The sequence below is a fragment of the Microbacterium testaceum StLB037 genome (genome assembly GCF_000202635.1).
GTDB classification, from domain to species: domain Bacteria; phylum Actinomycetota; class Actinomycetes; order Actinomycetales; family Microbacteriaceae; genus Microbacterium; species Microbacterium testaceum_F.
In genome coordinates this window covers 2961489-2987558 of the sequence record NC_015125.1, presented here as the reverse complement: position 1 = coordinate 2987558, position 26070 = coordinate 2961489, and the positions used below count along the sequence as shown (strand labels likewise).

Here is a 26070-nt window from a genome sequence, read left to right as displayed (position 1 = left end):
CCGTCAGAGGGTCGCCGCGCGATCGCGCTGCGTCTGCGTCTCACCGTCGCGCAACCGGCGCAGGCGGCGCACCAGCATCGGGTCGTGAGCGAGCGCCTCGGGCCGATCGATCAGGCGTCCGAGGAGCTGGTAGTACCGCGCGGGAGGGATGTCGAACGTGCGCCGGATCGCCTCCTCCTTCGCACCCCCGTGGCGGCGCCACTCACCCTCGAAAGCGAGGACGTCGCGGTCGCGGTCGGAAAGAGGCACGGCGCCACGCTACTGCGCTCGGACCCCCGTCTCCGGGTGCCACGCCACCCACGCCCCGAGCGGATCGGCGCTGCCCAGAACGTCGCCGTCGAGCGCGAGCGCGAAGCCGTCCGGTCGCACCGCCGGGGCGCTCGTCCATCCGTCGTGCAGGCCCGGAGCGTCGAGCGTGATCCACCGCCCCGCACGGCGCGCGGCGGCGATCACGGCGGCCCGACCGGACCGGGGAACGTGCGCGAGGACGCCGGGTGTGGTGACGACGAGTGTCGCGTCTCGCGGCGCTTCCGCGGCGAGCGCCGGGAGAGCAGCACCTCCGTCTCCCGCGACGAGCCGGGGCGGGTCGGATGCCGCGATGTCGAGGGCGCCGACGATCCGCTCCCGCCGCCCCTCCTCCCCCGGCCAGACCAGCCCGGCGAGCCACGCCCGGTCCTCGGCCGCCCCCGCGTCGAGCGGGTTCAGGTCGATGCCCGCGCGCCAGACGATCTCCGGCATCCGCAACGGCGGTGCGCCCTCCAGGTCGCAGTCGAGGACGACGGGACTCGGGCCGTCCGCGGGATCGAGCGCGACGATGCCGCCGCCACGGCGGTAGCGGTACGAATAGCGGTCGGGGAAGAGGCAGAGTCCCGCGCTCGCCCCGACCTCGAGCAGCGCGATCGGGCCGTCGATGAGCGAGAGCGCCGGCAGCAGCGCCGCGCAGCGCAACGGTTCGTTGGTCTGCACGCTGCGGCGATCGCACTCGGACACGAGATCGTCGGCGTGGGCGACGACCCAGGCCGCCCACGCGTCGATCTCGCCCTCCGGCGCTCCGAGCAGACGCATGACGGCGAACACGAGCGGAGGTTGCCGGTGAGTCTCGGTGACGCGGGCGATGACCCCGGTCACGGCGGGGTCGACGGCGACGCGCTCGGCCCATTGCGCGTAGAGCGCGGAACGACCGGGTGCCTCGTCTCGGGCGAACCGTCGGTACCGGTCGACGAGGAAGGTCTCGGCATCCTGTTGCATCCGGGAATTCTCTCGCGCCGACCTGACGGTCGTCCGGCACGAGAGAATAGGACGCGAAAGAAGGAGACTTCCCCATGACCTACGCCGTCGACAAGTCCGACGATCAGTGGCGCGAAGAACTGACGCCCGAGCAGTACGCGGTGCTGCGCCAGGCCGGGACCGAGCGCGCCTGGACCGGTGAACTCCTCGACGAGAGTCGCGCCGGCCTCTACGCGTGCGCCGCGTGCGGGGCGGAGCTGTTCCAGAGCGGGACGAAGTTCGACTCGCACTGCGGATGGCCGAGCTTCTACGAGTCGGTGCGTCCCGAGGCCGTCGAGCTCATTGACGACAACAGCCACGGCATGCAGCGCACCGAGGTGCGGTGCGCGAACTGCGGTTCGCACCTGGGCCACGTCTTCCCCGACGGCTTCGGCACGCCCACCGGCGACCGCTACTGCATGAACTCGCTGTCGCTCTCGTTCACCCCCGAGAGCGACGCGTGAGCGCACTGGAGGCGATGCGCGATCGCCGCTCCTGGTCGAAGGTCACCGAACTCGCCCCCACGAGCGTCGAGCTCGAGGCCTTCGTCGCCGCGGCCGGTCGCGTCGCCGACCACAAGACCCTGCGTCCGTGGCGGATCATCGAGATCCGCGGGAGCGACCGGGACCTCCTCGCGCGAGCCCTCAACAAGGCGGACGGCAAGAAGGGGCACTCCTCGAAGCCTCGGCGCGCACCGCTGATCCTCGCGGTGGTCGCCGACCTGTCCTCGAAGAAGATCCCCGCGTGGGAGCAGGAGGCCGTGGCATCCGGTGTCGCGCACATGCTGAGCCTGGCGCTCGACGAGGCCGGATTCGGCGTGTTCTGGCGCACCGACGACAACACCCGCAGCAAGGCGCTCGCGAAGGCGCACGGCCTGAAGAAGGGCGAGGTCCTCCTGGGCTGGCTCTACGTGGGCGGCAAGCCGCAGCGCTCTCGTCCGGTTCGTCGGAAGACCGTGGATGCCGCGAAGCACATCTCGCGCCTGCCCGGAAGCAAGAAGGACCGCAAGGCCCACGACGCCCGCCTCTGACGCGTTCGCCGAGACCGCATCCGTTCGCCGGGTGCGGTCTCGGCGCACCGGGCCGGTTTCGACCGCTCAGGCGCGCCGACGCCGCCACGGCACCGCCGCGACGACGACGCCCGCGATCGCGACCGCCGCAGCCAGCAGCGCGACCGGAGTGGACGGGGCGGCGGGAGCGGGCCACAGAGCATCGAGGAGCACCGAGGTGCTGAGCAGGCCCACGACCGACCCGAGGCCCAGCAGCAGCACGCCGGTCCGGCGGACCACCACCGCCGACAGGAAGATGTAGACCACCCCGACGGCGCCACCGAGGTAGAGCCAGGGTTCCGTCGGCACGGCTCGCGGTGCCCCGGCCGCGATCACGTGCACGATCGCGGCGATGAGCAGGACGATCGTTCCCCCGATGAAGTTGACCAGCGTGGCGGTGAGGGGGCTCTCGACCCGCACGCGAAGCCGACCGTTCGTCCCCTGCTGCCACGCCACGCCGGCGCCCGCGACGACCGGGACGATGAGCATCCACGGGGGCACGCCCCCGAGCGCATCGCCCGACAGACACACCACCACTCCGGCGATCGCCAGGGCCGCACCGAGGAGTCGGCGCACGGTGACGGGCACGACACCGGCCGGCCCGTATCCCACCCGGTCGAGGACGAGGCCGCCGGAGGTCTGCCCCGCGACGAAGCCGACCGTGAACAGGGCCACCCCGATCGTGGCGACCGTCAGACCCTGACTCGCGACCGTGAGGGCCCCCGCGAGGCCGCCAAGGAGCATCCACGGCGGGATCGAGCGATTCCGGATGCCACCGGCCAACCGGGAGAACCCGCGTCGACCCTCGGGAATCAGGGCCGAGAGAACGACGAGGATCACCAGGCCCGAGCTGAACGAGACGGCCGCGGCCACGATGCCGTCCCCGAGCTCGGCACCGAGGGTGCCGTTGATGCGTGCCTGCAACGCCGTGAGGGCGCCGATGAGCACCGCTCCCCCGACGGCCACGCCGATGGCACCGCGCTCCGACACCGCTCTCCCCTCCGTGCCCCCGGCTCGAGGACCATCGTCGATCGTACGGGGCACCGCTCGCCGCGCCTGCCCGCACGCGGAGGAGCCGCTCAGGGCGTCCGCGCGTCCCCCCACATCACGCGGAGCACGTCGGCGAGAGTCTCGACCGCGACCCCCTCGGCGACGGCCGCGTCGACCAGGGCGCGAAGCTGTCTCGTGAGGTCCGCCGGAAGGACGGCGACACCGGGGGCGACCCGGGTCCCCGATCCGACGCGCGTGACGATGAGACCGTCGTTCTCGAGCGACCGGTACGCCTTCTGCACCGTTCCGGGGGCGACGCCGAAGTCGGCGGCCGCCTGGCGCACCGTCGGGAGACGCTCTCCGGCACCGAGTCGTCCCGACACGATGAGCCCACGGAAGAACCTGTGGAGGTCCGCGGTCGAACCGGTCTCCTCCACGATGTGGGGCGCGGCATCCGTCATGCCGGCACCTCCGCACGCGCGGGCGTGCGCCGACGTCGGGCACCGGCCACCCGGATTCCCCGACCGACGAGCAGGGCCAGCAACAGGCAGCCGCCGATCTCGAGCGCGGGGGCGAGCGCGCCACCCACCAGGATGAGGTCGGCGTGCGGAAGGTCCACGCTCAGCGCCGGTCCCCTGCCCGAATCGGTCAGGGTCGTCACCGACGTCACCACGGCGGAGCGGGCGAGTCGCAGCGCTCCCGCCAGCGCGAGGAGGGTCGCGGCGGTCGCGAGGACGACCGCGTCGCGCGCGACGGACGCCCGCCGGGGGCGCTCGACATCGAGGGCGACGTCGTCCGGGAAGGGACGGATGGCGTTTCGCCGCAGGACGAAGACCAGCGCCGCGGCGAGCGCACAGATCGAGAGGATCAGGGGGATGCCGTACGCCCAGCCGGGAAACGGGAGGATGACGGGCGCCTCGTCGGTGTTCGGCAGCTCCAGGGCGACGTGGGCGGCGAGGCCCGGCTCGAACGACGTGGACATCCACCCGAACACCAGCGTGATGGCGACCGCGACTCCCGCGAGGGCGACGAACGACAGGATGCCGCGACGCGGGCCGAAGGTCGTCCAGGTGCGTCGGACCACCGTCGCCGCGTCGACGGCTCGGCGCGGACTGCGCGTCCGCATGGCGATCGCGAGGAGGGCGAGCCCCGCGGCCGCCACGGTCGGCGCCACGGCGAAGCGCCACCACGACACCGTGGCCGACATGTCGAAGACGTAGCCGCGCAGGAGGATGTCGAGGAGCCAGAAGACCCCGACGGCGAGCGCGAGCGCAGCGACCACCACGCGCTCCCCGCGAGGACCGACCACGGCGGACACACCACCGGCTCGACGCGGGATCGCAGCGATCGCGACGGCGGCCACCACGGCCAGCGCGACGGAGACGACCGGCGAGGACAGGAGCCCCCAGACGAGGTCGAGGGGTGAGACCCGCGCGAGGAAGCTCGCGAAGTCCTCGAAGCGTTGTGTGTTCATGCGGCCACCTTTCGTGTCACATGTCTAACACAATTCGTACCATGTACGCGACACAATCCGATCCGGGCGCCACGCACGTCGGTACTGGCCGCGGCCCGTTCCATGCGACAAGCTGTGACCCGTGACCACGCTCAACCCCGGCTCTCGTGACGTCTCGCGAATCCTGTCCGACCTGACGGCGTCCGGGGCGGACCGCGAGTTCCTCGCCCACGCGGAGCTGCACCTCCCCCGGCTGCACGAGCTGTTCGTGAGGCTGTACAGCGACCGGTCCGACGGGTTCGAGCGCCTGGCATCCGTCGTCGATCTCGCCCGGCGTTCGTGGACCGAGCGTCCCGCGGCCCTGAAAGCCCTCGACCGCGACCGTGAGAGCGCCCCGGACTGGTTCGAGGACGAGCGCATGCTCGGCGGCGTCTGCTACGTCGACCGCTACGCCGGCGGACTCCGCGGCATCCGGGATCAGATCCCGTACTTCCGCGAGCTGGGACTCACCTACCTGCACCTCATGCCGCTCTTCGAGAGCCCCGAGGGCAACAGCGACGGCGGCTACGCGGTGTCGAGCTATCGCCGTGTAAACCCGGCGCTCGGCACGATGGAGGAGCTCGCGGCCCTCGCCGCCGACCTCCGCCGCGCCGGCATCTCGCTCGTCGTCGACTTCATCTTCAACCACACCAGCAACGAGCACGAGTGGGCGCAGAAGGCCGTCACGGGTGAGGACGGTTTCGAGGACTTCTACCTCATCTATCCCGACCGCGAGATGCCCGACGCGTTCGAGCGGACCACCCGCGAGATCTTCCCCGACGACCACCCGGGCTCGTTCGTGCAGCTCGACGACGGGCGGTGGATCTGGGCGACGTTCTACCACTTCCAGTGGGACCTCAACTATGCCAACCCCGCGGTCTTCGAGGCCATGGCCGGCGAGATGCTCTTCCTCGCGAATCAGGGTGTCGAGATCCTGCGGATGGATGCCGTGGCCTTCATCTGGAAGCAGCTCGGCACGACCTGCGAATCCCTGCCCGAGGCGCACCTCCTACTGCAGGCGTTCAACGCGGTGCTGCGGATGGCCGCCCCCGGCCTGCTGTTCAAGTCGGAGGCGATCGTGCACCCCGACGAGGTCGTCTCGTACATCTCGCCGGAGGAGTGCCAGATCTCCTACAACCCCCTCCAGATGGCCCTCACGTGGGAGGCCCTCGCCACCCGCGACGGCCGCCTTCTCCAGCAGGCGCTCGAGCGTCGGCACGCGCTGCCCGAGGGCACCGCGTGGGTCAACTACGTGCGCAGCCATGACGACATCGGCTGGACCTTCGCCGACGAGGATGCCGCCGAGCTCGGCATCGACGGCTACCCGCACCGGCGCTTCCTCAACGACTTCTACGTCGGGCGCGCCGAGGGCACCTTCGCCCGCGGGGTGCCGTTCCAGGAGAACCCTCGCACGGGCGACGCCCGGGTCACCGGCACCACCGCCTCCCTCGCGGGCATCGAGGCGGGCGACGCGGGCGGCGAGGACCGGGTCGTGCTGGCGCACGCCCTCGCGCTGTCGACCGGCGGCATCCCTCTGCTGTATCTCGGTGACGAGGTCGCCCAGCTCAACGACTACGGCTATCGCGACCGTGCCGATGAGGCCGGTGACAGCCGCTGGGTGCACCGCCCCTTCCGTCCGGAGCAGGGATACGCCGACCGGACGGATGCCGACACCCCCGCCGGACGCGTCTTCGCCCGGCTCTCGCGGCTCATCGACGTGCGGCAGAGCACGCCGGAGTTCGCGGGCAACGAGCTCATCCCCTTCGACGCGCACCACGATCCGGTCGTCGGCTTCCTCCGGCCGGGCCCGGCGGGGAGCTCGGTGCTCGTCCTCGCGAACGTCGGCGACCACGCGGTCCACATCGCCCCGCTGACCCTGTCGGGACTCGCGCCCGACGCGGTCGACCTCATCGAGGGCGCGCACATCTCTCTGCGTCCCGGTCGCACCCTCCCCGCGCACGGCGTCGCGTGGTGGCGCGTGGCGCTGCGCTGAGGCGTCAGCGCTTCAGCACGGCGAGGATCGCGTTCGCGATCGCTCGATGGCCGAGGTCGTTGGGATGGAAGTCGTCGCCCGTGCCGAGGAACGTGGGGCGCCCCTCCGGCCCGCGGTTCGCGGCGTCGCGGAAGAGGCCCCCGAGCGGCACATAGCGTCCCTCATGATCGACGCACGCGCTCTCGATCGCCCGGTCGTAGTCGCCGCCCCATCCGGTCCAGGTACCGAGGCAGACGATCGCGGCGTCCGGCGACGACGCACGAATCCGATCGAGAAGCGCCCCATACTGGGCATCGAAGTCGTCGAGAGGGGTCTGTTCTCCCACGTCGTTCGTTCCGAGCTCGATGATCGCGACGTCCACGTCGGAAGGGACATCCGTGATCGCGGCCACCGTCGTCAACGTCTGGTGAGCTTGCGCAGCCTCCGTGATCTGCACGGGCCCGAGGGCGTCGGAGACGAGGTTCACGAAGCCCTGCTCCGGAGTGCTGGCGAAGAAGGCCCCCGCGAGGGAGTCGCCGCTGACCAATACCGTGGCCACACCGTCATCGTCACGCGCAACCACCAGGGGGGCGGAACCGGGCGAGATCCGTACGGCCACCGCGCCCGCAGCGACCAGCGCAACCGCGGCGACGGTACCGCCCACGAACCATGCGACCCGCCGCCTCACGCTCGTCTCCCCCACGCGCCGATCCTACGTGGCGCGGGTGACACGCTGATACGCTTTCGGGCGAACAGTCGGGGGGCCGGGGGAAGCATATGGACACATACTGTGGCGTCGAATGAGCAGAAGCGGCGAAGAAACGGCTTGATCATCGTCGTCGTCGCCCTCACCCTTCTCACCGCCCAGGGGTTCTACTCGTTCCGTGTGTGGCCCGAGCCCTACCCCGTCATACGGATGCCCGCCTTCGCAGCCGCCTCAAGCGCGAAGGGCACCTTGCCGGTGACCTTCGTCAAGGGCTCCGTCGACTTCTCCGATGGGAGCTCTCAAGAGATCGATCCGCTCGCGGTCATGGAGACGATGAGGTTCTCGACCGCTCGCCCCACTCTCGATTATGCGTTCGGTCCCACCAGCGCACACCAGTGGTCGCCCCAGGTCCACTCGTGGCTCCGCGAGCGAGTCGAAGCCGTGACTGGACGCACCGATGCCACCGAGATCCGTTTCTGCTGGCAGGAGGCCCTCGTCCACAACGACGATGCACGCGTTTCCGATCAACAGCCGTGCGAATGGACCCAGGTGCCCCTGTGATCCGTCTGGCCGAAGGCCTCATCGACCGAGCGGTCGACTCCTACCGCCCCGATGGTCGATTCCTCGCCGCGCTGCGGATCGCCTATGGGTTGTGGATCATCTTCTTCCCCGTCGATCTCTTATGGATCGCGGCCGTGCCCGAGGACTTCCTGAACCCGCGCGCGGGCCTCTTCAGCTTCATCTCCTCGGTCCCCTCGATCGAGGTGCTAGTCGCTGTCTCGGTCATCCGCTTCGTGCTGGCAGTGCTTCTCGTCCTCGGAATCCTGACCGTGCCGGTGTCGATCCTTCTCACGGCGACGATGATCACCGCATCCGGTTTGTCCTATTCCTTCTCGAAGGTCGATCACTTCATCCTCTTCGAGATCGTGCCCGTCTTCCTGGCGTTCGCCGGGTGGGGCCGTTGGTGGTCTCTCGACAGCCTGATCCGCAAACGACGCGGGCTCTCCGCACTCCCCGCGAGGGGAATGCCCGTGCTTCTTTTCGGCATCACCATCGGATGGGCAATGCTCTCCGCTGCGCTCCCCAAGCTGCTCGGCGGATGGCTCGACCCATCGCGACAGGCGACACGCGGCTACATCGCGCGAGACATCGCCTGGGGAGACAAACCGGGCCCGCTTGGTGCGTGGTTGCTGCCGATCGACGTGGATCTTTTCTGGAAAGCTCTCGACTACGCCACGATCGCCGCCGAGGGGCTTCTCCTCTTCACCGTGCTCGCTCCGCTGATCTACCGGTGCTGGTTGGTCCTGTTGACCGGCTTCCATATCGGCGTCTACCTCACGCTCGATATCTCCTTCATCGATTATTCGCTCGTCTACGCGGTGTTCTTCTCGCCCGTCGTCGTCTGGATCTTCCGGCGTCTCCGACCGACCGCTCCACCCGGCGCCTGGTCGCCTCAGCTGGACGGCACGAACGCATGAGGGTCAGCGTCGTCGGCAGCGGACCGAATGGCCTCGCCGCTGCGGTCATCATGGCCCGTGCCGGCCACGATGTGACCGTCTTCGAAAGCGCGGACAAGGCCGGAGGCGGTCTCCGTACCGATGCCTTCGACGGCGCAGAGGGCACGTTCGACGTCGCCTCCGCCGTCCACCCGATGGCTCTCGCCTCGACCTTCTTCCGCTCTTTCGAACTTCACCGCCGGATCGAGTTCCACCTGCCGGACATCTCGTTCGCGCACGCGCTCGTCGGCCGTTCCGCCGTCGCCTATCGCGACCTCGACCGCACCGCGGACGAGCTCGGCCGGACCGGGGAAGGTTGGCGGATGGCCATGCGGCCTCTCGTTCGCCACATCGACGGGGTACGCGCATTGAGCGGCCTCGAGATCACCCCCAGCCTCGCGACCGCTTTCGCGGCTCTCTCCCTCGCAACGGCCACCGTGGGGTTCTCGACGCTCCGCGGAGAAGCACGTGCCTTGGCCGCGGGCGCGGTGGCGCACGGTGCGGCGCCCTTCGGGTCACTGGCTGCACGCTTCGTCGGTGCGGTCCTCGCCGCCGAAGCCCACGCCACCGGCTGGCCCATACCCGTCGGTGGCGCACACGCGATCGCGAGCGCCCTCGTCGACGACCTCGTGGCGCACGGTGGCCGCGTCGTGGTGGGGCACCGGGTCACCGACATCCGAGACGTGTGGCAGCCGGGCGACGCGGCATTCTTCGACACGGGCCCGAGAGGGTTCGCCGACATCGCGGCATCCACCATCTCCAACCGCTACCGTGCCGCTCTCGGGCGTTATCGGTACGGCAACGGGGCGTCGAAAGTGGATTTCGTGTTGTCCGGTCCCATCCCGTGGAGCGATACGCGTCTGCGCGAGGCCGGCACCGTCCACCTGGGCGGACCGGAGCGGGAGGTCTCCCGAGCCGAAAAGGCCGCACGCCGCGGTCACCTATCGGCGAAGCCCTACGTGCTACTGTCTCAGCCGACGCGGCTCGACCGCACCAGGCTCCCCGCCGGATCCGATAACGAAATCGTGTGGACGTACGCCCATGTCCCCAACGGCTCGGCCTTCGACGCCGCCGAGGTCATCACCTCGCGCATCGAGAACTTCGCCCCCGGCTTCCGAGATCTGATCGTGCACCGCGAATCCCGCCCGGCGACGTTCTTCGCCGGCCTCAACACGAACTTCGTCGGCGGCGATGTTCTGGGAGGTCGAGTGGATGCCGCCCAGTTGCTGACGCGTCCGACGTCGACAGGGCTCCCCTGGCGCACCCCGCTGCCCGGTGTGTATCTGTGCTCGGCGGCAGCTCCCCCGGGCGCGGGTGTGCACGGAATGGCGGGATGGCACGCTGCTCGCCTCGCGTTGAAAAGCGTCGGTCAGGCACTTCCGAATCTCTCGCTCACGTGACGGTCGAGTCGCCTTCCTCCTTCTCGACCCCGCCGCGTGTGCCCGACGTGAACATGCCCGAGCAGCCGATCACGAGGAAGGTCACGGCAAGGACGGCGAACGGCAGGCCGATCGCCCAGTTGTGCATGACCAGACCCATCGTGACGGCGAGCGAGAAGAACGGGATGGCGATCCAGACGAACGCCGAATTGTCCGAGTGCTTGGTCTCCATCCCCCGACGGTAACGACGCGTCTCCGCGCGCACCTCCCCCGCGAGACGGACCCGGTTCGGCACCTCAGGCGACGTACCAGCTGAGCGAGACCTCCCGCACGTCGAAGAATCCGCGTCGGGCTCGGATGAGCGTGAAGCCCTGCGCGATCAGCTCCCGGGCGTACTCGCGAGTGAGGCGCTCGCGCTTCACCTCCTGCCACCCCTCGGGGTAGCGGTACGCGTGGGTGACGAGGCGAGCACGAGACATGAGGTTCCTCCTCCACGGGAGGATGCCACGGTCGACGCCGGGGCCGGCATCGGCGACGTTCCGATCGTGTGAACAGTGGGCGAAGAGCTCACCGGGGCGGGTTCAGCGAGCCCGTGCGACGAAGATCATCAGCTGGGCCACGCCGTCGACCGGGGTGCCGTCCGCATCGCCGCTGATGCTCTCCACCTCGAACCCGACCACGCTCAGGTCGCGCTCGACCTCAGCGCGGTCGCGGACGTCGAGGGGCTTCGTCTCGATGACCGTGTCCCCGGTCACCGAGAAGACGTCATGCGCGCGCGAGGCTCACGGTGAGCAGGCCCACCCGAACCCGAGGTCGAGGATCGATCGGGCGTCCCGGTCGTCGGCGAGCGCCCGGTAGACGGCGCGGTCCGGACCTCGGGGTTGTCGATGTCGTAGAGGTCGACGAGGCGGGGGCGTCCTCGGGCATCAGCCTTCCTCGATCGTGTAGGCCCCGGAATCATCGGCGAACAGCGCCGTCTGACCGGGTCTCGCCTGTCGCGCGAAGCCCGCGACCTGGGGAAAACGCGCGAGGAACGACTCGACCGACCAGATCTCGTGGTTCGCGGCATCGTCCATGAACTCCTGGGACTCCAACCCCGTGACGGACTCCAGCGAACCCCCCGTGAAGGTGACCCACCGGGGCGGGTGCTCCGCGTGGAGCTTCGTCACGAAGACCGGTGCGTTTCCGGGCAGCCCCGGGCTCTCCACCACATCGCCGCGTGTGACATCCAGGAACGCGTCGATGCTCCCCGCCTTGTCCACGAGCGCGTCCCACCCGAACGCCGACGCCGTGGCAGCCTCGGCATCGGTGAGAAGTCGCAGGGTACGCACGTGCCCCCGGAGCGCTCCATCGGCGGAACGCACCTCGTCGAACGGTGCGCCCCAGCGCGACGGTGTGGCCAGGATCGCCGAGATGCGCGTGCCGTTGAGGAAGGCCTGGTCGTTGCGCCAGGGGGCGCCCACCGGTGGCACGCGACGATGGGCGGCGATGTCGTCGCACACGATCGACAGCGCGACCCGCGCAGCGCCCTGCTGCCCGTCGACGACCTCGACCGCCAGCTCGACCTGTTCACCGGAATCTGTCGGGAGCCTCGATGCCCCCGAGGTCATGACGACGATCGGCCCGTCAGGGACGCGCTTCTCGACGACGAGGACGGACCCCCCGATCGGCTCCCCGATCACGACGGGGTCGATGCCGAGAGCATCGAACACATGTCCCGCGAAAGTGTCTTCTCCCGGTCCCAGTTCCACGGAGGAATCCGCATCTCCGGATGCCGCGTCCGCCTTGTTCTGCCGCCATCGATCGAGGAAACCCATACGACCATCCTCGCCTCCGTCGGGCGACCTGACCAGGGGTGGCGGACGGCCGCTAGCCGCGCAGTTGCTCGACCAGCTCGCGGTGAACCGGATGGAGGAACAGCACCGCACCGTTCGGCCGAACCGCATGGTGGAAGCTCTCCGGCGCGATGGCGGCGGTGAAGCGTACGACGATGTCCGGCTGCTCCACCAGGAGCCTCCGCACCCGATCCGAAACACGCTCTGGCATCCGCCCCAACGTATCCGCGAGATTGTTCGACACGCAACGGTGTGGGGCTGTCGGCTCGCGAGCCGCCGAACGGCGTGACGCCGTCCGGTCAGCCCGGATCGTCGGTGCCGGCTACAGGACTTGAACCTGCAACCCCCGTATTACAAGTACGGTGCGCTACCAATTGCGCCAAGCCGGCAGACCACCAAGTCTAGCGATCCGCGGCGCCCTCCCCCGCGCACGGCGGGGCGGGCTCAGCCCGCGGGCGTGGTCGTCGGTGTCGCCGTCGGCGTGGGGGTCGCCGTCGAGTAGTACGCGTTGCTGTCGATCGTCAGGACGAACTGCGCGAACTCCTTCGGGTCGTCCATGTGGCCGACGTACGGGGTGCCGTTGACGAGGACAGTCGGCAGCGTCGTGAGCGCGAGGCCCTTCGTGTCGGGCAGGCTCTTGATGGCGCGATCGGTCGCGGCCTTCGCCCACCCGGTGTAGGTCTCGTCCTCGATGCACGAGCGCACCGTGTCGACGTCGCTGACCCCGGCTCCCTGAGCCATGTCGGCGAGCTGCTGGTCGCTGTAGCCCTCGGAGTCCACGGCGGGCTGGTTCGTCAGCAGCTCGTGGTTGAAGGCGAAGAACCGGTCCGACGCGTGAGTCGCGACGCAGGCCGAGGCCCCGGCGGCGCGGAGGCTGTACTTCGTGCCGTTCGACTTCGAGGTGAGCATCGCCACCGGGTAGTACGTGAGCGTCGCGGCATCCTCGTCGACCCATTTCGAGAGCTGCTCGGCGTTGGCCACCTGGAACTCGCGAGCCTCTGTGGAGAGGTAGTCGACGTAGACGCGGATGTCGACGGGCGCGGCCGTCGTCGTCGGCGACGGAGTGGGGGTGGTCGCGGCATCCGGAGTCGGAGTCGCCCCCGCCGCGAGCGTCGACGCGTCGCCGTCGACGGTCTGGGTGGCCAGAGGGTCGGCGATCCCGGTCGCGCTCGAGACGAGGAATCCATCGTCGGATGCCGCGTTCGGGAGCGCCTGGGGACGCGAGCCGTTCGACGACAGCGCGTACGTCACGGCGACCGCGCCCACCGCCACGACAGCGATGGCACCCACGCCGATCGCCGAGCGACGAAGGATGCGCAGCCGAGCCTGGCGTGCCTTCACCTGCTGCGCCTTCTCACGCACCGCCTCGCGACGATCGCGTTCGGCGGGCACATTCGGCGTCTGGTCGTTGGACATGGAACCTCTCGGGCACGCGAAGTGCCGCAACAAATCTGGGGAACGCTCGGGTTGGGGCGAACGAGCATCGATGCTAGCCAGGCTGGCTGAGAAAAGCCCAGACGCATGGCATACTGACCCTGCGTCCAATGTCGGGCGTGCGGGGTCGCCCCCGCTCATTCCATTCACTACGGATCGTCCGGCACGTACCTGCCGGTGAAGGAGAAGAAAAGATGGCGTCCGTCACATTTGACAACGCAACCCGCCTGTACCCCGGTGGCACCCGTGCCGCGGTCGACAAGCTGAACCTCGAGGTCGCCGACGGCGAGTTCCTGGTCCTGGTCGGCCCCTCCGGCTGCGGAAAGTCCACGTCGCTGCGCATGCTGGCCGGCCTCGAAGAGGTCAACTCGGGCCGCATCCTCATCGGAGACCGCGACGTCACCGACGTGCCCCCCAAGGACCGTGACATCGCCATGGTCTTCCAGAACTACGCGCTGTACCCGCACATGACCGTCGCCGAGAACATGGGCTTCGCGCTCAAGATCGCCGGCGTGGGCAAGGAAGAGCGCGCCGCCCGCGTCCTCGAGGCCGCCAAGCTCCTCGACCTCGAGGAGTACCTGACCCGCAAGCCGAAGGCCCTCTCCGGTGGTCAGCGTCAGCGCGTCGCCATGGGCCGCGCGATCGTCCGTCAGCCCCAGGTGTTCCTCATGGACGAGCCGCTGTCGAACCTCGACGCCAAGCTCCGCGTCCAGACGCGCACCCAGATCGCTTCGCTGCAGCGTCGCCTGGGCGTCACCACGGTCTACGTCACGCACGACCAGACCGAGGCGCTCACCATGGGTGACCGCATCGCCGTACTCAAGGACGGCCTCCTCCAGCAGGTCGGCACCCCGCGCGACCTGTACGAGAAGCCGAAGAACGTCTTCGTCGCCGGCTTCATCGGCTCGCCCGCCATGAACCTGTTCTCGGCCGACCTGGCCGAGGGCGGCGTCCGCTTCGGTGACCTCGTCGTTCCCGTCGAGGCCGACGTCATCGGCAAGGCGAACGGCTCCGAGGTCACCATCGGTGTCCGTCCCGAGGACATCCAGGTCGCCCCGGCCGACGGCCGTGGCCTCTCGGTCGTCGTCGACCTGGTCGAGGAGCTCGGCGCCGACGGCTACCTCTACGGTCACACCGACGTCAACGGCAAGCGCACCGACCTGGTCGCCCGTGTCGACGGCCGTCGTCACCCGAACGCCGGCGAAACCGTCGTGCTGGCGCCCGTCCCCGGACACGTCCACGTCTTCGACGCGACCTCGGGCGACCGCCTGACCGACAAGGCCATCGCCTCGGCCTGATCGACGCACCGCTGCGGCGCGTCTTCGTTCCTGACCTGTCACGGGACGAAGACGCGCCGCACCTGTTTTCCCGGAGAAACCGTGTCCGAATCCCTCCGCATCACCGCCAGCGCCGTCGATCCGGGGCTGCTCCAACTCCCGTGGTCCACGGGACTCGCCGACTGGCCGAGCAACCACATCGTCGCGCTCCCCAAGGGCATCTCCCGCCACCTCGTCCGCTTCGCGAACCTGTCGGGCCGCGTCGTCGCGATCAAAGAGACCACCGAAGAGATGGCTCGCCGCGAGTACGACATGCTCGGCAACCTCGACCGGCTCGATGCCCCCTGCGTCGACCGCATCGCCGTCATCGCCGGTCGTACCGACGCCTCCGGTCGTCCGCTCCCCGCCGCGCTGGTGACCGCGCACCTGCGCTTCTCGCTCCCCTACCGCGCCCTGTTCACGCAAGTCCTCCGCCCCCACACCGCGACCCGCCTCGTCGACGCTCTCGCCGTCCTCCTGGTGCGCCTGCACAACGTCGGTTTCTACTGGGGCGACGTATCCCTGTCGAACACCCTGTTCCGTCGCGATGCGGGCGAATTCGCGGCCTACCTCGTCGACGCCGAGACGGGCGAGCTGCACGGCAATCGCCTCAGCCCCGGACAGCGCGCCCACGACCTCGACATCGCGCGGACGAACATCGCCGGCGAGATCATGGACCTCGAGGCCGGCGGACGTCTGGAAGGCGGACTGGATGCCGTCGCCATCGCCGACGGTCTCGTATCGTCGTACCACTCGCTGTGGGGCGCGCTCACCGACAAGGAGTCGTTCGCGGTCGACGAGTCGTGGCGCATCACCGAACGCGTGCACCGGCTCAACGCCCTCGGCTTCGACATCGGCGAGATGTCGATGAGCACGACGAGCGACGGCACCCGGGTGTCGATCCAGCCCAAGGTCGTCGACGCCGGCCACCACCAGCGCCGACTGCTGCGCCTGACCGGTCTCGACGTCGAAGAGAATCAGGCCCGCCGCCTGCTGAACGACCTCGACGAGTTCCGCGCCCGCGTCTCACGGCTGGGCGCGGACGAGGAGATGGTCGCCCACGAGTGGCTGACCCGCGTCTTCGAGCCGATCGTGATGTCGATCCCGTTCGACCTGCGCGCGAAGCTCGAGCCGGCCGAGGTGTTCCACCAGGTGCTCGAGCACCGCTGGTACATGTCGCAGGCGCGCGGACGTTCCGTGCCCCTCGCGGAGGTCGTGACGTCCTACATCGACGACGTTCTGCGCCACCGCCGAGACGAAGCCACCGTCATGGGCCCGCCGACCGACACGATGTCGCTCCCGACGATCTCCGATGCGGATGCCCCCGCCACCGGCGAGGTGCCCACGACCGACACCGACGTGGTGGACTGGCGCGACCTGGTCTGAGGCCACACCCGCACATGAGGAAGGCCGTGGCATCCGGAATCGATCCGGGATGCCACGGCCTTCAGCGTGGAGCGAGCGTCAGTAACCGACGGTGAAGCGCTCGCGCGTGTGCTTCGGGTTCTCGATCTCGTCGAGGACCGCGATCGCGAAGTCGGCACCGCCGATGAAGGAGTTCCCGTCGGCGTCGACGACGAGCACGTCGCCCCCGTCGCGGTAGCTGCCGGTGCGCTCGCCCGGAGCCCACGAGCCGAACCCGCCGGCGGGGTGCACGTAGAACCAGTCGCGGCCGGTGTCGTCGGCCTGGAGGTCCTCGAGGATGTCGATGGCCTCGCGCGCTTCGGGCTTGTACTCCTCGGCGAACCCGTCGGTGTCGATCAGGCGCGGGCCGCCCTCGGCGACGAGCGAGCCGCCCGCGCCGCCAACGACGCCCACGCGGACGTTGTCGGGCAGCGCAGCGACGAGCTCGGCGATCGCGGGGCGGAGCTTGCCCTCCATATCGCCACGGGGAGCCACGGCCGACACGACGACGTCGACGCCTTCCAGCTGGGCCACGAGACCGGGGACATCGAGGACGGTGCCCTCGAGATAGGTCGCCCCCTCGAGGCGCTCGGAGGGAACCGACCGGGCGATCGAGACGGCGGTGTGTCCGCGGCGGACGGCCTCGGCGACGATGTGGCTGCCGGCGTAGCCGGTGCCACCGATGACGGCGATACGGGTCATGAGCGTTCCTCTCTCAGCGGTTCAGTGGGCGGCGCGGAGCGTCGACACCTGGTACAGGGCCACGGATGCCGCGATCCCGGCGTTCAGGGACTCGGTCGCGGTCGAGATCGGGATCGACACGACCTGGTCGCACGTCTCGGTGACCAGGCGCGAGAGCCCCTTGCCCTCGGACCCCACGACGATCACGACGGGACGGTCGGCGAGCTCGAGCGCCGGCAGCGAGACATCGCCGTCACCGGCGAGACCAAGCACGAACACGCCCTGCTTCTTGAACTCCTTGAGCGTCGCGGTGAGGTTGGCCGCCAGGGCCACCGGGATGCGCGCGGCGGCGCCGGCGCTGGTCTTCCACGCGGCGGAGTTGACGCTCGCGGAGCGGCGCTGCGGAAGGATGAGCCCCTGACCGCCGAACGCCCCGGTGGAGCGGATGATCGCCCCGAGGTTGCGCGGGTCGGTGACGCCGTCGAGCGCCACGAGAAGCGGAACCTCGCCGCGGTCGATGATCTGCTCGAGCAGGTCCTGCGGGTGCGCGTAGGTGTACGGCGGCACCTTGAGCGCGACGCCCTGGTGGACGCCGTCGAAACCGGCCATGCGGTCCAGCTCGGGCCGCGTGACCTCGAGGACGGGGATGCCCCGGTTCGTCGCGATCGACAGCATCTCCTTGACGCGGTCATCCATCTCGACGCGCTGGGCGATGTAGAAGGCCGTGGCGGGGATCTTCGCGCGCAGCGCCTCGAGCACTGAGTTACGGCCGGTGACGGTCTCGGTGTCGTCCGAGGCCTTCGGGCTCTTCCGGTTGGAGTTGCTCCCGACCGCGCGGACGCCGGGGCGGCCCTTGCCGCCGGCGGCGGCGTACCGCTCCTCGGCGGCCTTGCGCTTGCCGGCGGGGTGCCAGGCGCGGTCCTCCGCCTTCGGGGTGGGACCCCGACCTTCGAGCGCCTTGCGGGAGTGCCCGCCGGTGCCCTTCAGGGGACCCTTCTTCTTTCCGGGGTTGCGTGCTCCCGGGCGTCCAGGCTTAGCCATCGATACTCCAATGTGTTCCGGCCGGAGTGTCCTCCAGCGTGATTCCTGCGGCGGCGATGGCATCACGGATGCGATCGGCCGCCGCCCAGTCCTTGTCGGCGCGCGCCTGAGCGCGCTGAGTGATCATCGTCTGCACGAGGGCGTCGAGAGCGGTCTCGCTCGATCCTGTCGCGACCGCGGGCTCGTCGGCATCCAGTCCCAGGATGCCGAGCATCGCGGCGACGGAGCGATGGGCCGCGACGCCGGCGTCGAGGTCGCCCGCATCGAGGGCGACGTTACCGGCGCGCACCGTCTCGTGCACCACGGCGAGGGCCTGAGGAACGCTGAGGTCGTCGTCCATGGCGGCGGCGAACGTCTCGGGGACGTCCCCGGGAAGGATCACGGTGGGGTCGGCCCCGGCGGCGCGCAGCACGCGCTGGCGGAACGTCGCGATGCGGCCCAGGGCGCTGGCCGCCTCGGCGAAGGCGCGATCGGAAACGTCGAGGTTCGACCGGTAATGCGCCGCGGCCAGCGCATAACGCACCACGCGGGGATCGTTCTCGGCCAGCACGTCGGACGCGAGCGTGAAGTTGCCCAGCGACTTCGACATCTTCTGCCCATCGACGGTCACGAGCCCGTTGTGCACCCAGTACCGCGCGAACGCGTCGCCCGCCGCGGTGGACTGGGCGATCTCGTTCTCGTGGTGGGGGAAGCGCAGGTCGAGACCGCCCCCGTGGATGTCGAACTCCGGACCGAGGTAGCGGCGCGACATCGCCGAGCACTCGATATGCCAGCCCGGCCGGCCCGCTCCCCAGGGCGACGCCCAGGTGGCCGAAGCGGGCTCGTCGTCCTTCGCCCCCTTCCAGAGGGCGAAGTCGCGCGGGTCCCGCTTGCCCCGAGGGTCGGCATCGGCGGCGGGCTCCATGGCATCCAGGCTCTGCCGGGTCAGCTCGCCGTACGCGGGCCAGGACCGCACGTCGAAGTAGACGTCGCCGGCGGCGGCGTACGCGTGACCCCGCTCGATGAGCTCGGCGATCAACTCCTGCATCTGCGTCACGGAGGCGGTCGCCCGCGGTTCGTATGTGGGGGGCAGGATGCCGATGGCCGCGTAGGCGCGCGAGAATTCGAGCTCCATGCGGTAGGCGAGCGCCCACCACGGTTCGGTGGCGGTGGCGTTCGCGAGCACCTTGTCGTCGATGTCGGTGACGTTGCGGACGAAGGTCACCCGGCCGTACCGGTGGGCGAGCCAGCGGCGGAGCAGATCGAACGCGAGGGCCGCGCGCACATGACCGATGTGCGGGCCCGACTGCACGGTGGGGCCGCAGACGTAGACCGTGACGTTCGAGGGGTCGAGAGGAGCGAAGTCGCGCAGGGCCTGCGCTCTCGTGTCGTACAGCCGAACAGTCACCGCCCTAGCCTACCGGCCGCCCCTGACCGCGACCCGAGCCGGAAACACGGGGACGCTACGGTCGAGTCGTGTCCCTCGAAATCCGACCCGACGACCTGACCGGCGCGGCGACCCGTGCGCTGGTCGCCGCTCACCTCGGCGGGATGCTCGCGAACACCCCGCCCGAGAGCGTGCACGCCTACGACCTCGACCGGCTCGCGGGCGACGGGGTACAGCTGTGGTCCGCGTGGGTCGACGGCGAGCTCGCCGGCATCGGGGCGCTATCCGCCCTGAGCGACGAGCGCGCCGAGATCAAGTCGATGCGCGTCGACGAGCGCTTCCTCGGACAGGGGATCGGACGAGCACTCGTGCGGCACCTCATGGTCGAGGCGCGGGCGCGCGGCATCCGGAGTCTGTGGTTGGAGACGGGAAGCACCGAGGAGTTCGTCGCCGCTCGTCGTCTCTATGCGAGCGAGGGTTTCGCGGAGTGCCCGCCGTTCGCGCCCTACGCGCCCGATCCGCTGTCGACGTTCATGATGCGGGAGCTCTAGAGGGGGACGACCAGGGCGGTCGCGAACGCGGCGACGCCCTCGGTGCGGCCGGTGAATCCCAGGCCGTCCGTCGTCGTCGCACTCACCGACACCGGCGCTCCGCCGAGTGCTGCCGACAGAGCCCGCTCGCTCTCGACACGGCGAGCGGCGAAGCGCGGGCGGTTCGCCTGCACCTGCACCGAGACGTTCCCCACCCGCCAGCCGGCGGCCGCCAGCAACTCGACGGTGTGCGACAGGAAGGCCTCGGCGTGGGCACCCGAGAACTCGGGCCGATCCGTGCCGAAGTGCGTGCCGATGTCGCCCAGCCCCGCAGCGGCCAGGAGCGCGTCGACGATCGCGTGCGCGACGGCGTCGCCGTCGGAGTGACCGGAGAGGGCCTGTTCGCCGGGCCACTCGAGACCCGCGAGCCAGAGGGTGCCTTCTCCCCCGAAGCCGTGGACATCGGTCCCGATGCCGATGCGAGGGATCATCGCGTGGCGCGGGGCGACGAGGCCTCGGGCGCGCTCGAGGTCGGGGGCGGTGGTGATCTTGAACGAGTTCGCATCGCCCGCGACCGTGACGACCGTGTGACCAGCTGCCGCGACGAGGGCGGCGTCGTCCGTGTGGTCGGCGTCAGCCGCGACGACCGCCGCCTCGAGGACATCGCGACGGAAGCCCTGAGGCGTCTGGGCCGCGGCGAGCTCCGACCGGTCGACCGCGGCCACGATGATGCCGTCATCGTCGACGCGCTTTATCGTGTCGACGACGGGGACCGCCGGAATGACCGCCGGCGCACCCTGCTCGAGGGCGTCGATGACCCTCTCGAAGACGGCGACGGGGGTCAACGCGCGGGCCGCGTCGTGCACGAGAACGAACTCGACGCTCGGCTCGAGGACCGCGAGACCGGCGGCGACCGATTCCTGCCGGGTGCGCCCCCCGACGACGACGTGCACCCGCCCGCCGCGGCCTCCGGCGGCGGTGCGCGCGGCATCCTCGTAACCGTCGGGAACGACGACCACGACGTGCGCGGACGGGGCGGCGAACACCCCGTCCAGGGAATGCTCCAGGATCGCGCGGTCATCGAGGGCGACGAACGCCTTGGGCGCTCCCCCGTTCAGACGGGTTCCGGAGCCGGCGGCGACGACGATGACTGCGAGGCGCGGAGAAGGCGAGGGGGTCACTCCCCTACGCTAGCGCGGGCATCGCCCGCCGCTCGGAGCGAGCGACGGGCGATGAAGCGTCTCAGGACGCGAGGACCTCGTCGAGCACGACGCTCGCGCGGTCTTCGTCGGTCTTCTCGGCCAGAGCAAGCTCGGACACGAGGATCTGGCGGGCCTTGGCCAGCATGCGCTTCTCGCCCGCGGAGAGTCCGCGATCCTGGTCGCGGCGCCACAGGTCGCGGACGACCTCGCTCACCTTGATGACATCGCCCGAGGCCAACTTCTCGAGGTTCGCCTTGTAGCGACGAGACCAGTTGGTGGGCTCTTCGGTGAACGGTGCGCGCAGCACGTCGAAGACGCGATCGAGACCCTCTTTGCCGATGACGTCGCGAACGCCGACCAGGTCGACGTTGTCAGCCGGGACCTCGATCACGAGGTCGCCTTGCGTGACGTTCAGCTTCAGGTATTTCTTCGTCTCGCCCTTGATGACGCGTTCTTTGACCTCGATGATCGTGGCCGCGCCATGGTGCGGGTAAACGACGGTCTCGCCAACCTCAAAAAGCATGGAGTTATGTCCTTTCGGCAACATCCAGGATACCACAGGCAGTCATACGCTAAGGTTCCGCCCTCCTGGCCGACGCCTCTCTCACGCGCGCATCTCGCCCGCGCGACGCACGTCCGCACGCGTGGTCGAGCCGACCGCGGCGCGCCGACCCCGTAGGATGGGGGCGTGCCGTCTGTCGTCCTGGGAGGATCCGTGAAATCGCGCCTGATCGCGTCCATCGCCGTAGGTGCCGCTGTCGTGCTGGGCACGACGGGTTGCAACATCCTCGCGCCGCAGGCGACGACGATCGACTACTCCGCTTCTGACGGCGTGAACGTCCCCGCGGCCTCCGGTCCGCTCGACGTGCGCAACGCGCTGATCGTGGCCGACGAGGACGGCGAGCTCGGAAACTTCGTCGCCGCCGTCGTCAACTCCACGAGCGAGCCGCAGACCCTACGCGTCGAGGTCGGCGAAGGCTCCTCGGCGGTCCGTGCTTCCGTCAAGGTCCCGGCCAGCAGCACCCTCAGCCTCGGCGATCTCGCCAACGGCGTGGAGCCCCTCCGCCTCGAGGGAATCGACGCCGTTCCCGGCTCCACGATCCCCGTGTACTTCCAGTCCGGCGACGGCGAGGGCGCCCTCATGCAGGTGCCCGTCCTGGACGGTGCCGTGCAGTACCTCAGCACCCTCGCGCCGACTCCGTACCCGACGGTCACGGCAACTCCGATCCCGATGCCGAGCTCGACGTCGACGCCCAGCGTCCCGACGCCGACCCCCACGCCGTAACCGGTCGACTTCTCGACCAACGAGGAAGGCGCCGACGTTCTCACGCGGCGCCTTCCCCTTTTGTCGCCTCAGGACTCGAAGCGGTAGCCGAGCCCTCGAACGGTGACGAGCATCGCCGGCTCGCTGGGGCTCTGCTCGATCCGCGACCGGATGCGCTTGATGTGCACGTCCAAGGTCTTCGTGTCGCCGAAGTAGTCGGTCCCCCACACGCGATCAATGAGCTGGCCGCGCGTGAGCACGCGCCCCGCGTTGCGCATGAGGACCTCGAGCAGCTCGAATTCCTTCAACGGCATGTTGATCTCGTTGCCGTCCACCGCCACCGTGTGCCGGTCGATGTCGAGGGTCACGCGCCCTCCGCTGAGGATGCGATCGTCGAGATCGGCGTCATCCGGCGTCCGGCGCCGCAGGACCGCGCGCATGCGCGCGAGGAGCTCGCGCGTCGAGTACGGCTTGGTCACGTAGTCGTCCGCCCCGAGCTCGAGACCCACGACGATGTCGACCTCGGAGTCCTTCGCGGTCAGCATGATGATCGGCACGTGCGACGACAGCCGGAGCTGACGGCACACTTCCGTGCCCGGCATCCCCGGCAGCATCAGGTCGAGCAGCACGATGTCGGCTCCGCGATCGTGGAAGGCCGACAGGGCGAGCGCGCCGTCCTCGGCGATCTCGACCTCGTATCCCTCCCGCCGCAGCAGATAGGCCAGCGGGTCGGCGAGGTCCGGCTCGTCCTCGACGATCAGAACGCGGGTCATACGGGGTCTCCGTTCTTGGGGGCGGGACGCGGGACGGAAGCGGCCTTGCGGCTCTTGCGTCCCGGCTTCGCGCGGGCGGGTTCGAGGTCGGGTGCCTCGGACAGGGGCAGGCGGATGGTGAAGGTCGATCCGCGGTCGGGGCGCGACCACAACCGCACCTCGCCGCCGTGGCGCTGGACGGCGTGCTTGACAATCGACAAGCCGAGCCCGGTGCCTCCGGTGCGACGCGATCGTGCCTGGTCGGCGCGGTAGAAGCGTTCGAACACCCGGTGCTGGTCGGCCTCGGGGATGCCGATGCCGCGGTCGGTGACCGCGATCTCGACGACCGTGTCGTCGAGCTTCACGCCGACGCCGACCTTGGAGCCGCTCGGCGAGTAGGCGATCGCGTTGGCCACGAGGTTGCCGAGAGCCTCGGTGAGGATCTGCGGCTCGCCGCGCACCCACAGACCCTTGGTGCCGCCGCGCACCACCGTCACCTGCGCGGAGTCCGCGGCCATCGCATACGCCTCGACCGCCGAGGTCACGACTTCGTCGATCGAGACGTCGCGGACGTCGCGCAACTCGTCCGACGCCTGCAGGCGGGACAGACTCAGGATGCGATTGACCAGAGCACCCAGCCGCGTGACCTCCGCTTGCAGGCGCGACGAGAAGTAGCGCACCTGCTCGGGGTCGTCGGCGGCGGACTCGATCGCCTCGGCCAGCAGGCTCACCGCGCCGACGGGGGTCTTGAGCTCGTGACTGGTGTTCGCCACGAAGTCGCGGCGCATCTCTTCGACGCGCTCGCGCTCGGTGATGTCGCGTAAGACGAGGAGCGCCAGCCGCGGAGAGATCGGGGTTGCCCGGACCGCGACGAGACGCGGCTCCGCGGGAGCGGCCCCTCGGCGCAGGCGGAGGTTCTCGCTCACCGATGCGCCCGAGTCGCGTGCGGCGCGGGCGACCCGTCGCAGCTCATCGCTGGCGATCACTTCTCCGGCGACCAGGCCGAACACCCCGGCGGACGAGGACAGGGCCAGGACCGTCGACGACATGTCGCACACGAAAGCGGGGTCGTCCATCGCTCCGAGCATGGCCTCGACCCCCTCGGGGAGGTCCGCGGTCGTCTGCGCGAGCGACCGATCCCTCGCTCGCAGGGCGCCGACCACGAGGCCGACGATGCCGCCCCCGAGCACAAGCCCGACGAGGAGCGCGAGCAGCGAGAGCTGCGGTGGTTCCATGTCACCAGAGTAAAGGCGAGGTCACGGCGTCACCGGCCGTTCAGGCGGTGGATGCCGAAGCCGAACGTTACTATTCACTGTCACGGCACCGTTCGTTCATCTTCGCTGGAAACAATCCCGGGAGGTAGCGGGACGTCCCTGTGCCGTGCCGCCGACGGAAGGTACCGCGATGCGCGAAGTATTCCACCAGTCCCTCGAGGACGTTCAGGGCCGCCTGGTCGAGATCGCCGACCTCGTGACGGTCGCCATCGACCGCGCCACGCGCGCATTCGGTACCAGCGACGTCTCGCTGGCCGAAGAGGTCATCGAGGCCGACGCGGTCATCGACGAGAAGGCCCTCGAGCTCGACGAGCTCGCCATCGAGATCCTCGCTCGCCAGCAGCCTGTCGCGCGCGACCTGCGCATCGTCGTGACGGCGCTGCGCGTGAGCGCCTCGCTCGAGCGCATGGGCGACATGGCCGAGCACATCGCGCAGCTGGCGCGGTCGCGCTTCCCCGAGCGCGCGATCCCCAAGGGCCTCAAGACCACGTTCACCCGCATGGGCGAGCTCGACGTCGAGGTGTCGCGCAAGCTCGCCGAGCTGCTGCGCACGCAGGACCTGCGCATCGCCGAGGCCATCCGCGACGCCGACGACGACATCGACGAGCTGCACGTCAGCGTCTTCGAGAAGGTCCTCGGCGACTCGTGGAAGGGCGAGGCCACCGCAACGGTCGACGCGACCCTCGCGAGCCGCTACCACGAGCGCTTCGCCGATCACGCGGTGTCCGTCGCCAAGAAGGTCGTGTACCTCGCGACGGGCGACTGGGCCGGCGCGGACGATGAGGTCGAACACACCCCCCTCGTCTGAGCGCGGAACGAAGAAGGGGGTGGATGCCGATCGGCATCCACCCCCTTCTCTCGTGCGGTGTCAGTGCTTGTTGCCCTGCGCGGCCACGGCCGCGGCCCCCGCGGCAGCGGCCTCGGGGTCGAGGTACTCGCCCGGGCCGAGGGGCTTGAGGTCGTCGTCGAGGCGGTAGACGAGCGGGATGCCCGTGGGGATGTTCAGCTCCGCGATGTCGGCGTCGCTGATGCCCTCGAGGTGCTTCACGAGGCCGCGCAGCGAGTTGCCGTGCGCGGTGACGAGCACGGTCTTTCCCGCCTGCAGGTCGGGGACGATGTCGCTGTGCCAGTACGGCAGCATGCGGTCGATGACGATCTTCAGCGACTCGGTGTCGGGAACCTCGCCGTTGATGCCGACGTAGCGGGGGTCACCGACCTGACTGTACTGGTCGTCCGCGGGCAGCGGCGGCGGCGGAACGTCGAACGAACGGCGCCAGAGCATGAACTGCTCGTTACCGAACTCTTCGAGCGTCTGCGCTTTGTCCTTGCCCTGCAGAGCGCCGTAGTGACGCTCGTTGAGGCGCCACGAGCGCTTCACGGGGATCCACAGACGGTCGGCCGCGTCGAGCGCGATGTTCGCCGTCTGGATCGCGCGGCTGAGCACCGAGGTGTGCAGCACGTCAGGCAGGATGCCGGACTCGGCGAGCAGCTCGCCGCCGCGCTTCGCCTCGGCCTTGCCCTGGTCGGTGAGTCGCACGTCGACCCAGCCGGTGAACTGGTTGGTCTTGTTCCACTCGCTCTGCCCGTGGCGGAGGAGGATCAGCGTGTGAGGCATGAGTCCA

31 protein-coding genes and 1 tRNA gene are annotated in these 26070 nt (G+C 69.7%); 11 read left to right on the top strand and 21 right to left on the bottom strand.

All coding sequences use genetic code 11. The features are described from left to right. Positions 1-3 precede the first annotated feature (3 nt). Together MTES_RS13600 and MTES_RS13595 are read right to left on the bottom strand one after the other, a co-directional pair. Positions 4-249 carry a DUF3263 domain-containing protein gene (locus MTES_RS13600; RefSeq protein ID WP_013585846.1) on the bottom strand — a complete coding sequence of 82 codons (246 nt, stop codon included), beginning with the start codon at positions 247-249 and terminating at the stop codon, positions 4-6. Positions 250-258: 9 nt separating this feature from the next. Further along, positions 259-1248, bottom strand: coding sequence for a DUF2332 domain-containing protein (locus MTES_RS13595; protein ID WP_013585845.1), 990 nt, complete (start codon positions 1246-1248; stop codon positions 259-261). 74 nt (positions 1249-1322) lie between these two features. Here MTES_RS13595 and msrB point away from each other — a divergent pair, with 74 nt between their 5' ends. Together msrB and MTES_RS13585 are read left to right on the top strand one after the other, a co-directional pair. Further along, complete coding sequence (gene msrB / locus MTES_RS13590; protein ID WP_013585844.1) at positions 1323-1730, top strand: peptide-methionine (R)-S-oxide reductase MsrB; 408 nt, start codon at positions 1323-1325, stop codon at positions 1728-1730. A gap of 14 nt (positions 1731-1744) precedes the next feature. Beyond that, entirely contained in the window at positions 1745-2296 is a 552-nt protein-coding gene (locus MTES_RS13585) for a nitroreductase family protein (RefSeq protein ID WP_013585843.1), read from the top strand. Between the two features lie 66 nt (positions 2297-2362). Here MTES_RS13585 and MTES_RS13580 read toward each other — a convergent pair whose 3' ends face one another. The 3 genes from MTES_RS13580 to MTES_RS13570 form a co-directional block, all read right to left on the bottom strand. Then, complete coding sequence (locus MTES_RS13580) at positions 2363-3304, bottom strand: DMT family transporter (RefSeq protein WP_013585842.1); 942 nt, start codon at positions 3302-3304, stop codon at positions 2363-2365. Between the two features lie 89 nt (positions 3305-3393). Further along, complete coding sequence (locus MTES_RS13575; protein ID WP_013585841.1) at positions 3394-3765, bottom strand: GntR family transcriptional regulator; 372 nt, start codon at positions 3763-3765, stop codon at positions 3394-3396. Beyond that, entirely contained in the window at positions 3762-4778 is a 1017-nt protein-coding gene (locus MTES_RS13570) for a hypothetical protein (protein ID WP_013585840.1), read from the bottom strand. The genes MTES_RS13575 and MTES_RS13570 overlap by 4 nt, the downstream gene beginning before the upstream one ends. Before the next feature lie 121 nt (positions 4779-4899). Between MTES_RS13570 and MTES_RS13565 the strand changes: the two genes are divergently transcribed. Then, the gene (locus MTES_RS13565) at positions 4900-6789 is read left to right on the top strand and encodes an alpha-amylase family protein (protein WP_013585839.1); all 1890 of its coding nucleotides are present in this window, start codon (positions 4900-4902) and stop codon (positions 6787-6789) included. A gap of 4 nt (positions 6790-6793) precedes the next feature. Here the strand turns inward: MTES_RS13565 and MTES_RS13560 are convergent, their stop codons facing one another. Beyond that, positions 6794-7471 (bottom strand): SGNH/GDSL hydrolase family protein, encoded by a 678-nt coding sequence (locus MTES_RS13560; RefSeq protein WP_013585838.1) that lies wholly within the window; start codon positions 7469-7471, stop codon positions 6794-6796. Between the two features lie 123 nt (positions 7472-7594). Between MTES_RS13560 and MTES_RS13555 the strand changes: the two genes are divergently transcribed. Genes MTES_RS13555 through MTES_RS13545 form a run of 3 tightly spaced genes read left to right on the top strand, consistent with a single transcriptional unit; the run spans position 7595 to position 10370 of the window. Then, a complete protein-coding gene (locus MTES_RS13555) occupies positions 7595-8035 on the top strand; it encodes a hypothetical protein (protein WP_013585837.1) in 441 nt (146 codons plus the stop codon). Beyond that, positions 8032-8952, top strand: coding sequence for an HTTM domain-containing protein (locus MTES_RS19725; RefSeq protein WP_013585836.1), 921 nt, complete (start codon positions 8032-8034; stop codon positions 8950-8952). The genes MTES_RS13555 and MTES_RS19725 overlap by 4 nt, the downstream gene beginning before the upstream one ends. Then, positions 8949-10370, top strand: coding sequence for a phytoene desaturase family protein (locus MTES_RS13545; RefSeq protein ID WP_013585835.1), 1422 nt, complete (start codon positions 8949-8951; stop codon positions 10368-10370). Before MTES_RS19725 ends, MTES_RS13545 begins: the two co-directional genes overlap by 4 nt. Here the strand turns inward: MTES_RS13545 and MTES_RS13540 are convergent. The 7 genes from MTES_RS13540 to MTES_RS13515 form a co-directional block, all read right to left on the bottom strand. Further along, positions 10363-10581, bottom strand: coding sequence for a hypothetical protein (locus MTES_RS13540; RefSeq protein WP_043361453.1), 219 nt, complete (start codon positions 10579-10581; stop codon positions 10363-10365). The genes MTES_RS13545 and MTES_RS13540 overlap by 8 nt on opposite strands. A gap of 64 nt (positions 10582-10645) precedes the next feature. Continuing rightward, on the bottom strand, positions 10646-10828 hold the full coding sequence (locus MTES_RS13535) for a hypothetical protein (protein ID WP_013585833.1): 183 nt from the start codon (positions 10826-10828) through the stop codon (positions 10646-10648). A 102-nt stretch (positions 10829-10930) separates the two neighbouring features. Further along, a complete protein-coding gene (locus MTES_RS19580) occupies positions 10931-11104 on the bottom strand; it encodes a hypothetical protein (protein ID WP_013585832.1) in 174 nt (57 codons plus the stop codon). 171 nt (positions 11105-11275) lie between these two features. Next, positions 11276-12166 (bottom strand): suppressor of fused domain protein, encoded by an 891-nt coding sequence (locus MTES_RS13530; protein ID WP_013585831.1) that lies wholly within the window; start codon positions 12164-12166, stop codon positions 11276-11278. 52 nt (positions 12167-12218) lie between these two features. Then, positions 12219-12428, bottom strand: coding sequence for a chemotaxis protein CheY (locus tag MTES_RS13525; protein WP_231848086.1), 210 nt, complete (start codon positions 12426-12428; stop codon positions 12219-12221). 72 nt (positions 12429-12500) lie between these two features. Beyond that, a tRNA-Thr gene (locus tag MTES_RS13520) sits at positions 12501-12573 on the bottom strand. A 55-nt stretch (positions 12574-12628) separates the two neighbouring features. Further along, complete coding sequence (locus MTES_RS13515; RefSeq protein WP_013585829.1) at positions 12629-13600, bottom strand: DsbA family protein; 972 nt, start codon at positions 13598-13600, stop codon at positions 12629-12631. 212 nt (positions 13601-13812) lie between these two features. Between MTES_RS13515 and MTES_RS13510 the strand changes: the two genes are divergently transcribed. Beyond that, positions 13813-14916 (top strand): ABC transporter ATP-binding protein, encoded by a 1104-nt coding sequence (locus tag MTES_RS13510; RefSeq protein WP_013585828.1) that lies wholly within the window; start codon positions 13813-13815, stop codon positions 14914-14916. Positions 14917-14997: 81 nt separating this feature from the next. Then, positions 14998-16320 (top strand): DUF4032 domain-containing protein, encoded by a 1323-nt coding sequence (locus MTES_RS13505; protein WP_013585827.1) that lies wholly within the window; start codon positions 14998-15000, stop codon positions 16318-16320. 78 nt (positions 16321-16398) lie between these two features. On the opposite strand, the gene MTES_RS13500 is transcribed toward MTES_RS13505, so the two are convergent. From MTES_RS13500 to cysS, 3 genes are read right to left on the bottom strand one after another with little or no spacing between them, the layout of a single operon-like run. Next, the gene (locus MTES_RS13500; RefSeq protein ID WP_013585826.1) at positions 16399-17040 is read right to left on the bottom strand and encodes an NAD(P)-dependent oxidoreductase; all 642 of its coding nucleotides are present in this window, start codon (positions 17038-17040) and stop codon (positions 16399-16401) included. A gap of 21 nt (positions 17041-17061) precedes the next feature. After that, a complete protein-coding gene (gene rlmB, locus MTES_RS13495) occupies positions 17062-18060 on the bottom strand; it encodes a 23S rRNA (guanosine(2251)-2'-O)-methyltransferase RlmB (RefSeq protein WP_013585825.1) in 999 nt (332 codons plus the stop codon). After that, positions 18053-19447: a cysteine--tRNA ligase gene (cysS, locus tag MTES_RS13490; protein ID WP_013585824.1), complete on the bottom strand. Its 1395-nt coding sequence runs from the start codon at positions 19445-19447 to the stop codon at positions 18053-18055. Before cysS ends, rlmB begins: the two co-directional genes overlap by 8 nt. Positions 19448-19515: 68 nt before the next feature. Here cysS and MTES_RS13485 point away from each other — a divergent pair, with 68 nt between their 5' ends. Further along, positions 19516-19977, top strand: coding sequence for a GNAT family N-acetyltransferase (locus tag MTES_RS13485; protein ID WP_013585823.1), 462 nt, complete (start codon positions 19516-19518; stop codon positions 19975-19977). Here the strand turns inward: MTES_RS13485 and ispD are convergent. Together ispD and MTES_RS13475 are read right to left on the bottom strand one after the other, a co-directional pair. Next, positions 19974-21137, bottom strand: a complete 1164-nt coding sequence (gene ispD / locus MTES_RS13480; protein ID WP_013585822.1) for a 2-C-methyl-D-erythritol 4-phosphate cytidylyltransferase — start codon at positions 21135-21137, stop codon at positions 19974-19976. The two genes, MTES_RS13485 and ispD, sit on opposite strands and share 4 nt — an antisense overlap. A 61-nt stretch (positions 21138-21198) precedes the next feature. Then, a complete protein-coding gene (locus MTES_RS13475) occupies positions 21199-21681 on the bottom strand; it encodes a CarD family transcriptional regulator (protein WP_013585821.1) in 483 nt (160 codons plus the stop codon). Between the two features lie 165 nt (positions 21682-21846). Between MTES_RS13475 and MTES_RS13470 the strand changes: the two genes are divergently transcribed. Next, positions 21847-22443, top strand: a complete 597-nt coding sequence (locus MTES_RS13470) for a hypothetical protein (protein ID WP_013585820.1) — start codon at positions 21847-21849, stop codon at positions 22441-22443. Between the two features lie 68 nt (positions 22444-22511). Here the strand turns inward: MTES_RS13470 and MTES_RS13465 are convergent, their stop codons facing one another. Together MTES_RS13465 and MTES_RS13460 are read right to left on the bottom strand one after the other, a co-directional pair. Next, positions 22512-23195, bottom strand: coding sequence for a response regulator transcription factor (locus tag MTES_RS13465; protein ID WP_013585819.1), 684 nt, complete (start codon positions 23193-23195; stop codon positions 22512-22514). Next, positions 23192-24409 (bottom strand): sensor histidine kinase, encoded by a 1218-nt coding sequence (locus MTES_RS13460; RefSeq protein ID WP_013585818.1) that lies wholly within the window; start codon positions 24407-24409, stop codon positions 23192-23194. The genes MTES_RS13465 and MTES_RS13460 overlap by 4 nt, the downstream gene beginning before the upstream one ends. Before the next feature lie 169 nt (positions 24410-24578). Here MTES_RS13460 and phoU point away from each other — a divergent pair, with 169 nt between their 5' ends. Then, on the top strand, positions 24579-25256 hold the full coding sequence (gene phoU, locus MTES_RS13455; RefSeq protein ID WP_013585817.1) for a phosphate signaling complex protein PhoU: 678 nt from the start codon (positions 24579-24581) through the stop codon (positions 25254-25256). Positions 25257-25316: 60 nt separating this feature from the next. Here phoU and MTES_RS13450 read toward each other — a convergent pair whose 3' ends face one another. Further along, positions 25317-26063 (bottom strand): phosphoglyceromutase, encoded by a 747-nt coding sequence (locus MTES_RS13450; protein WP_013585816.1) that lies wholly within the window; start codon positions 26061-26063, stop codon positions 25317-25319. Positions 26064-26070 lie beyond the last annotated feature (7 nt).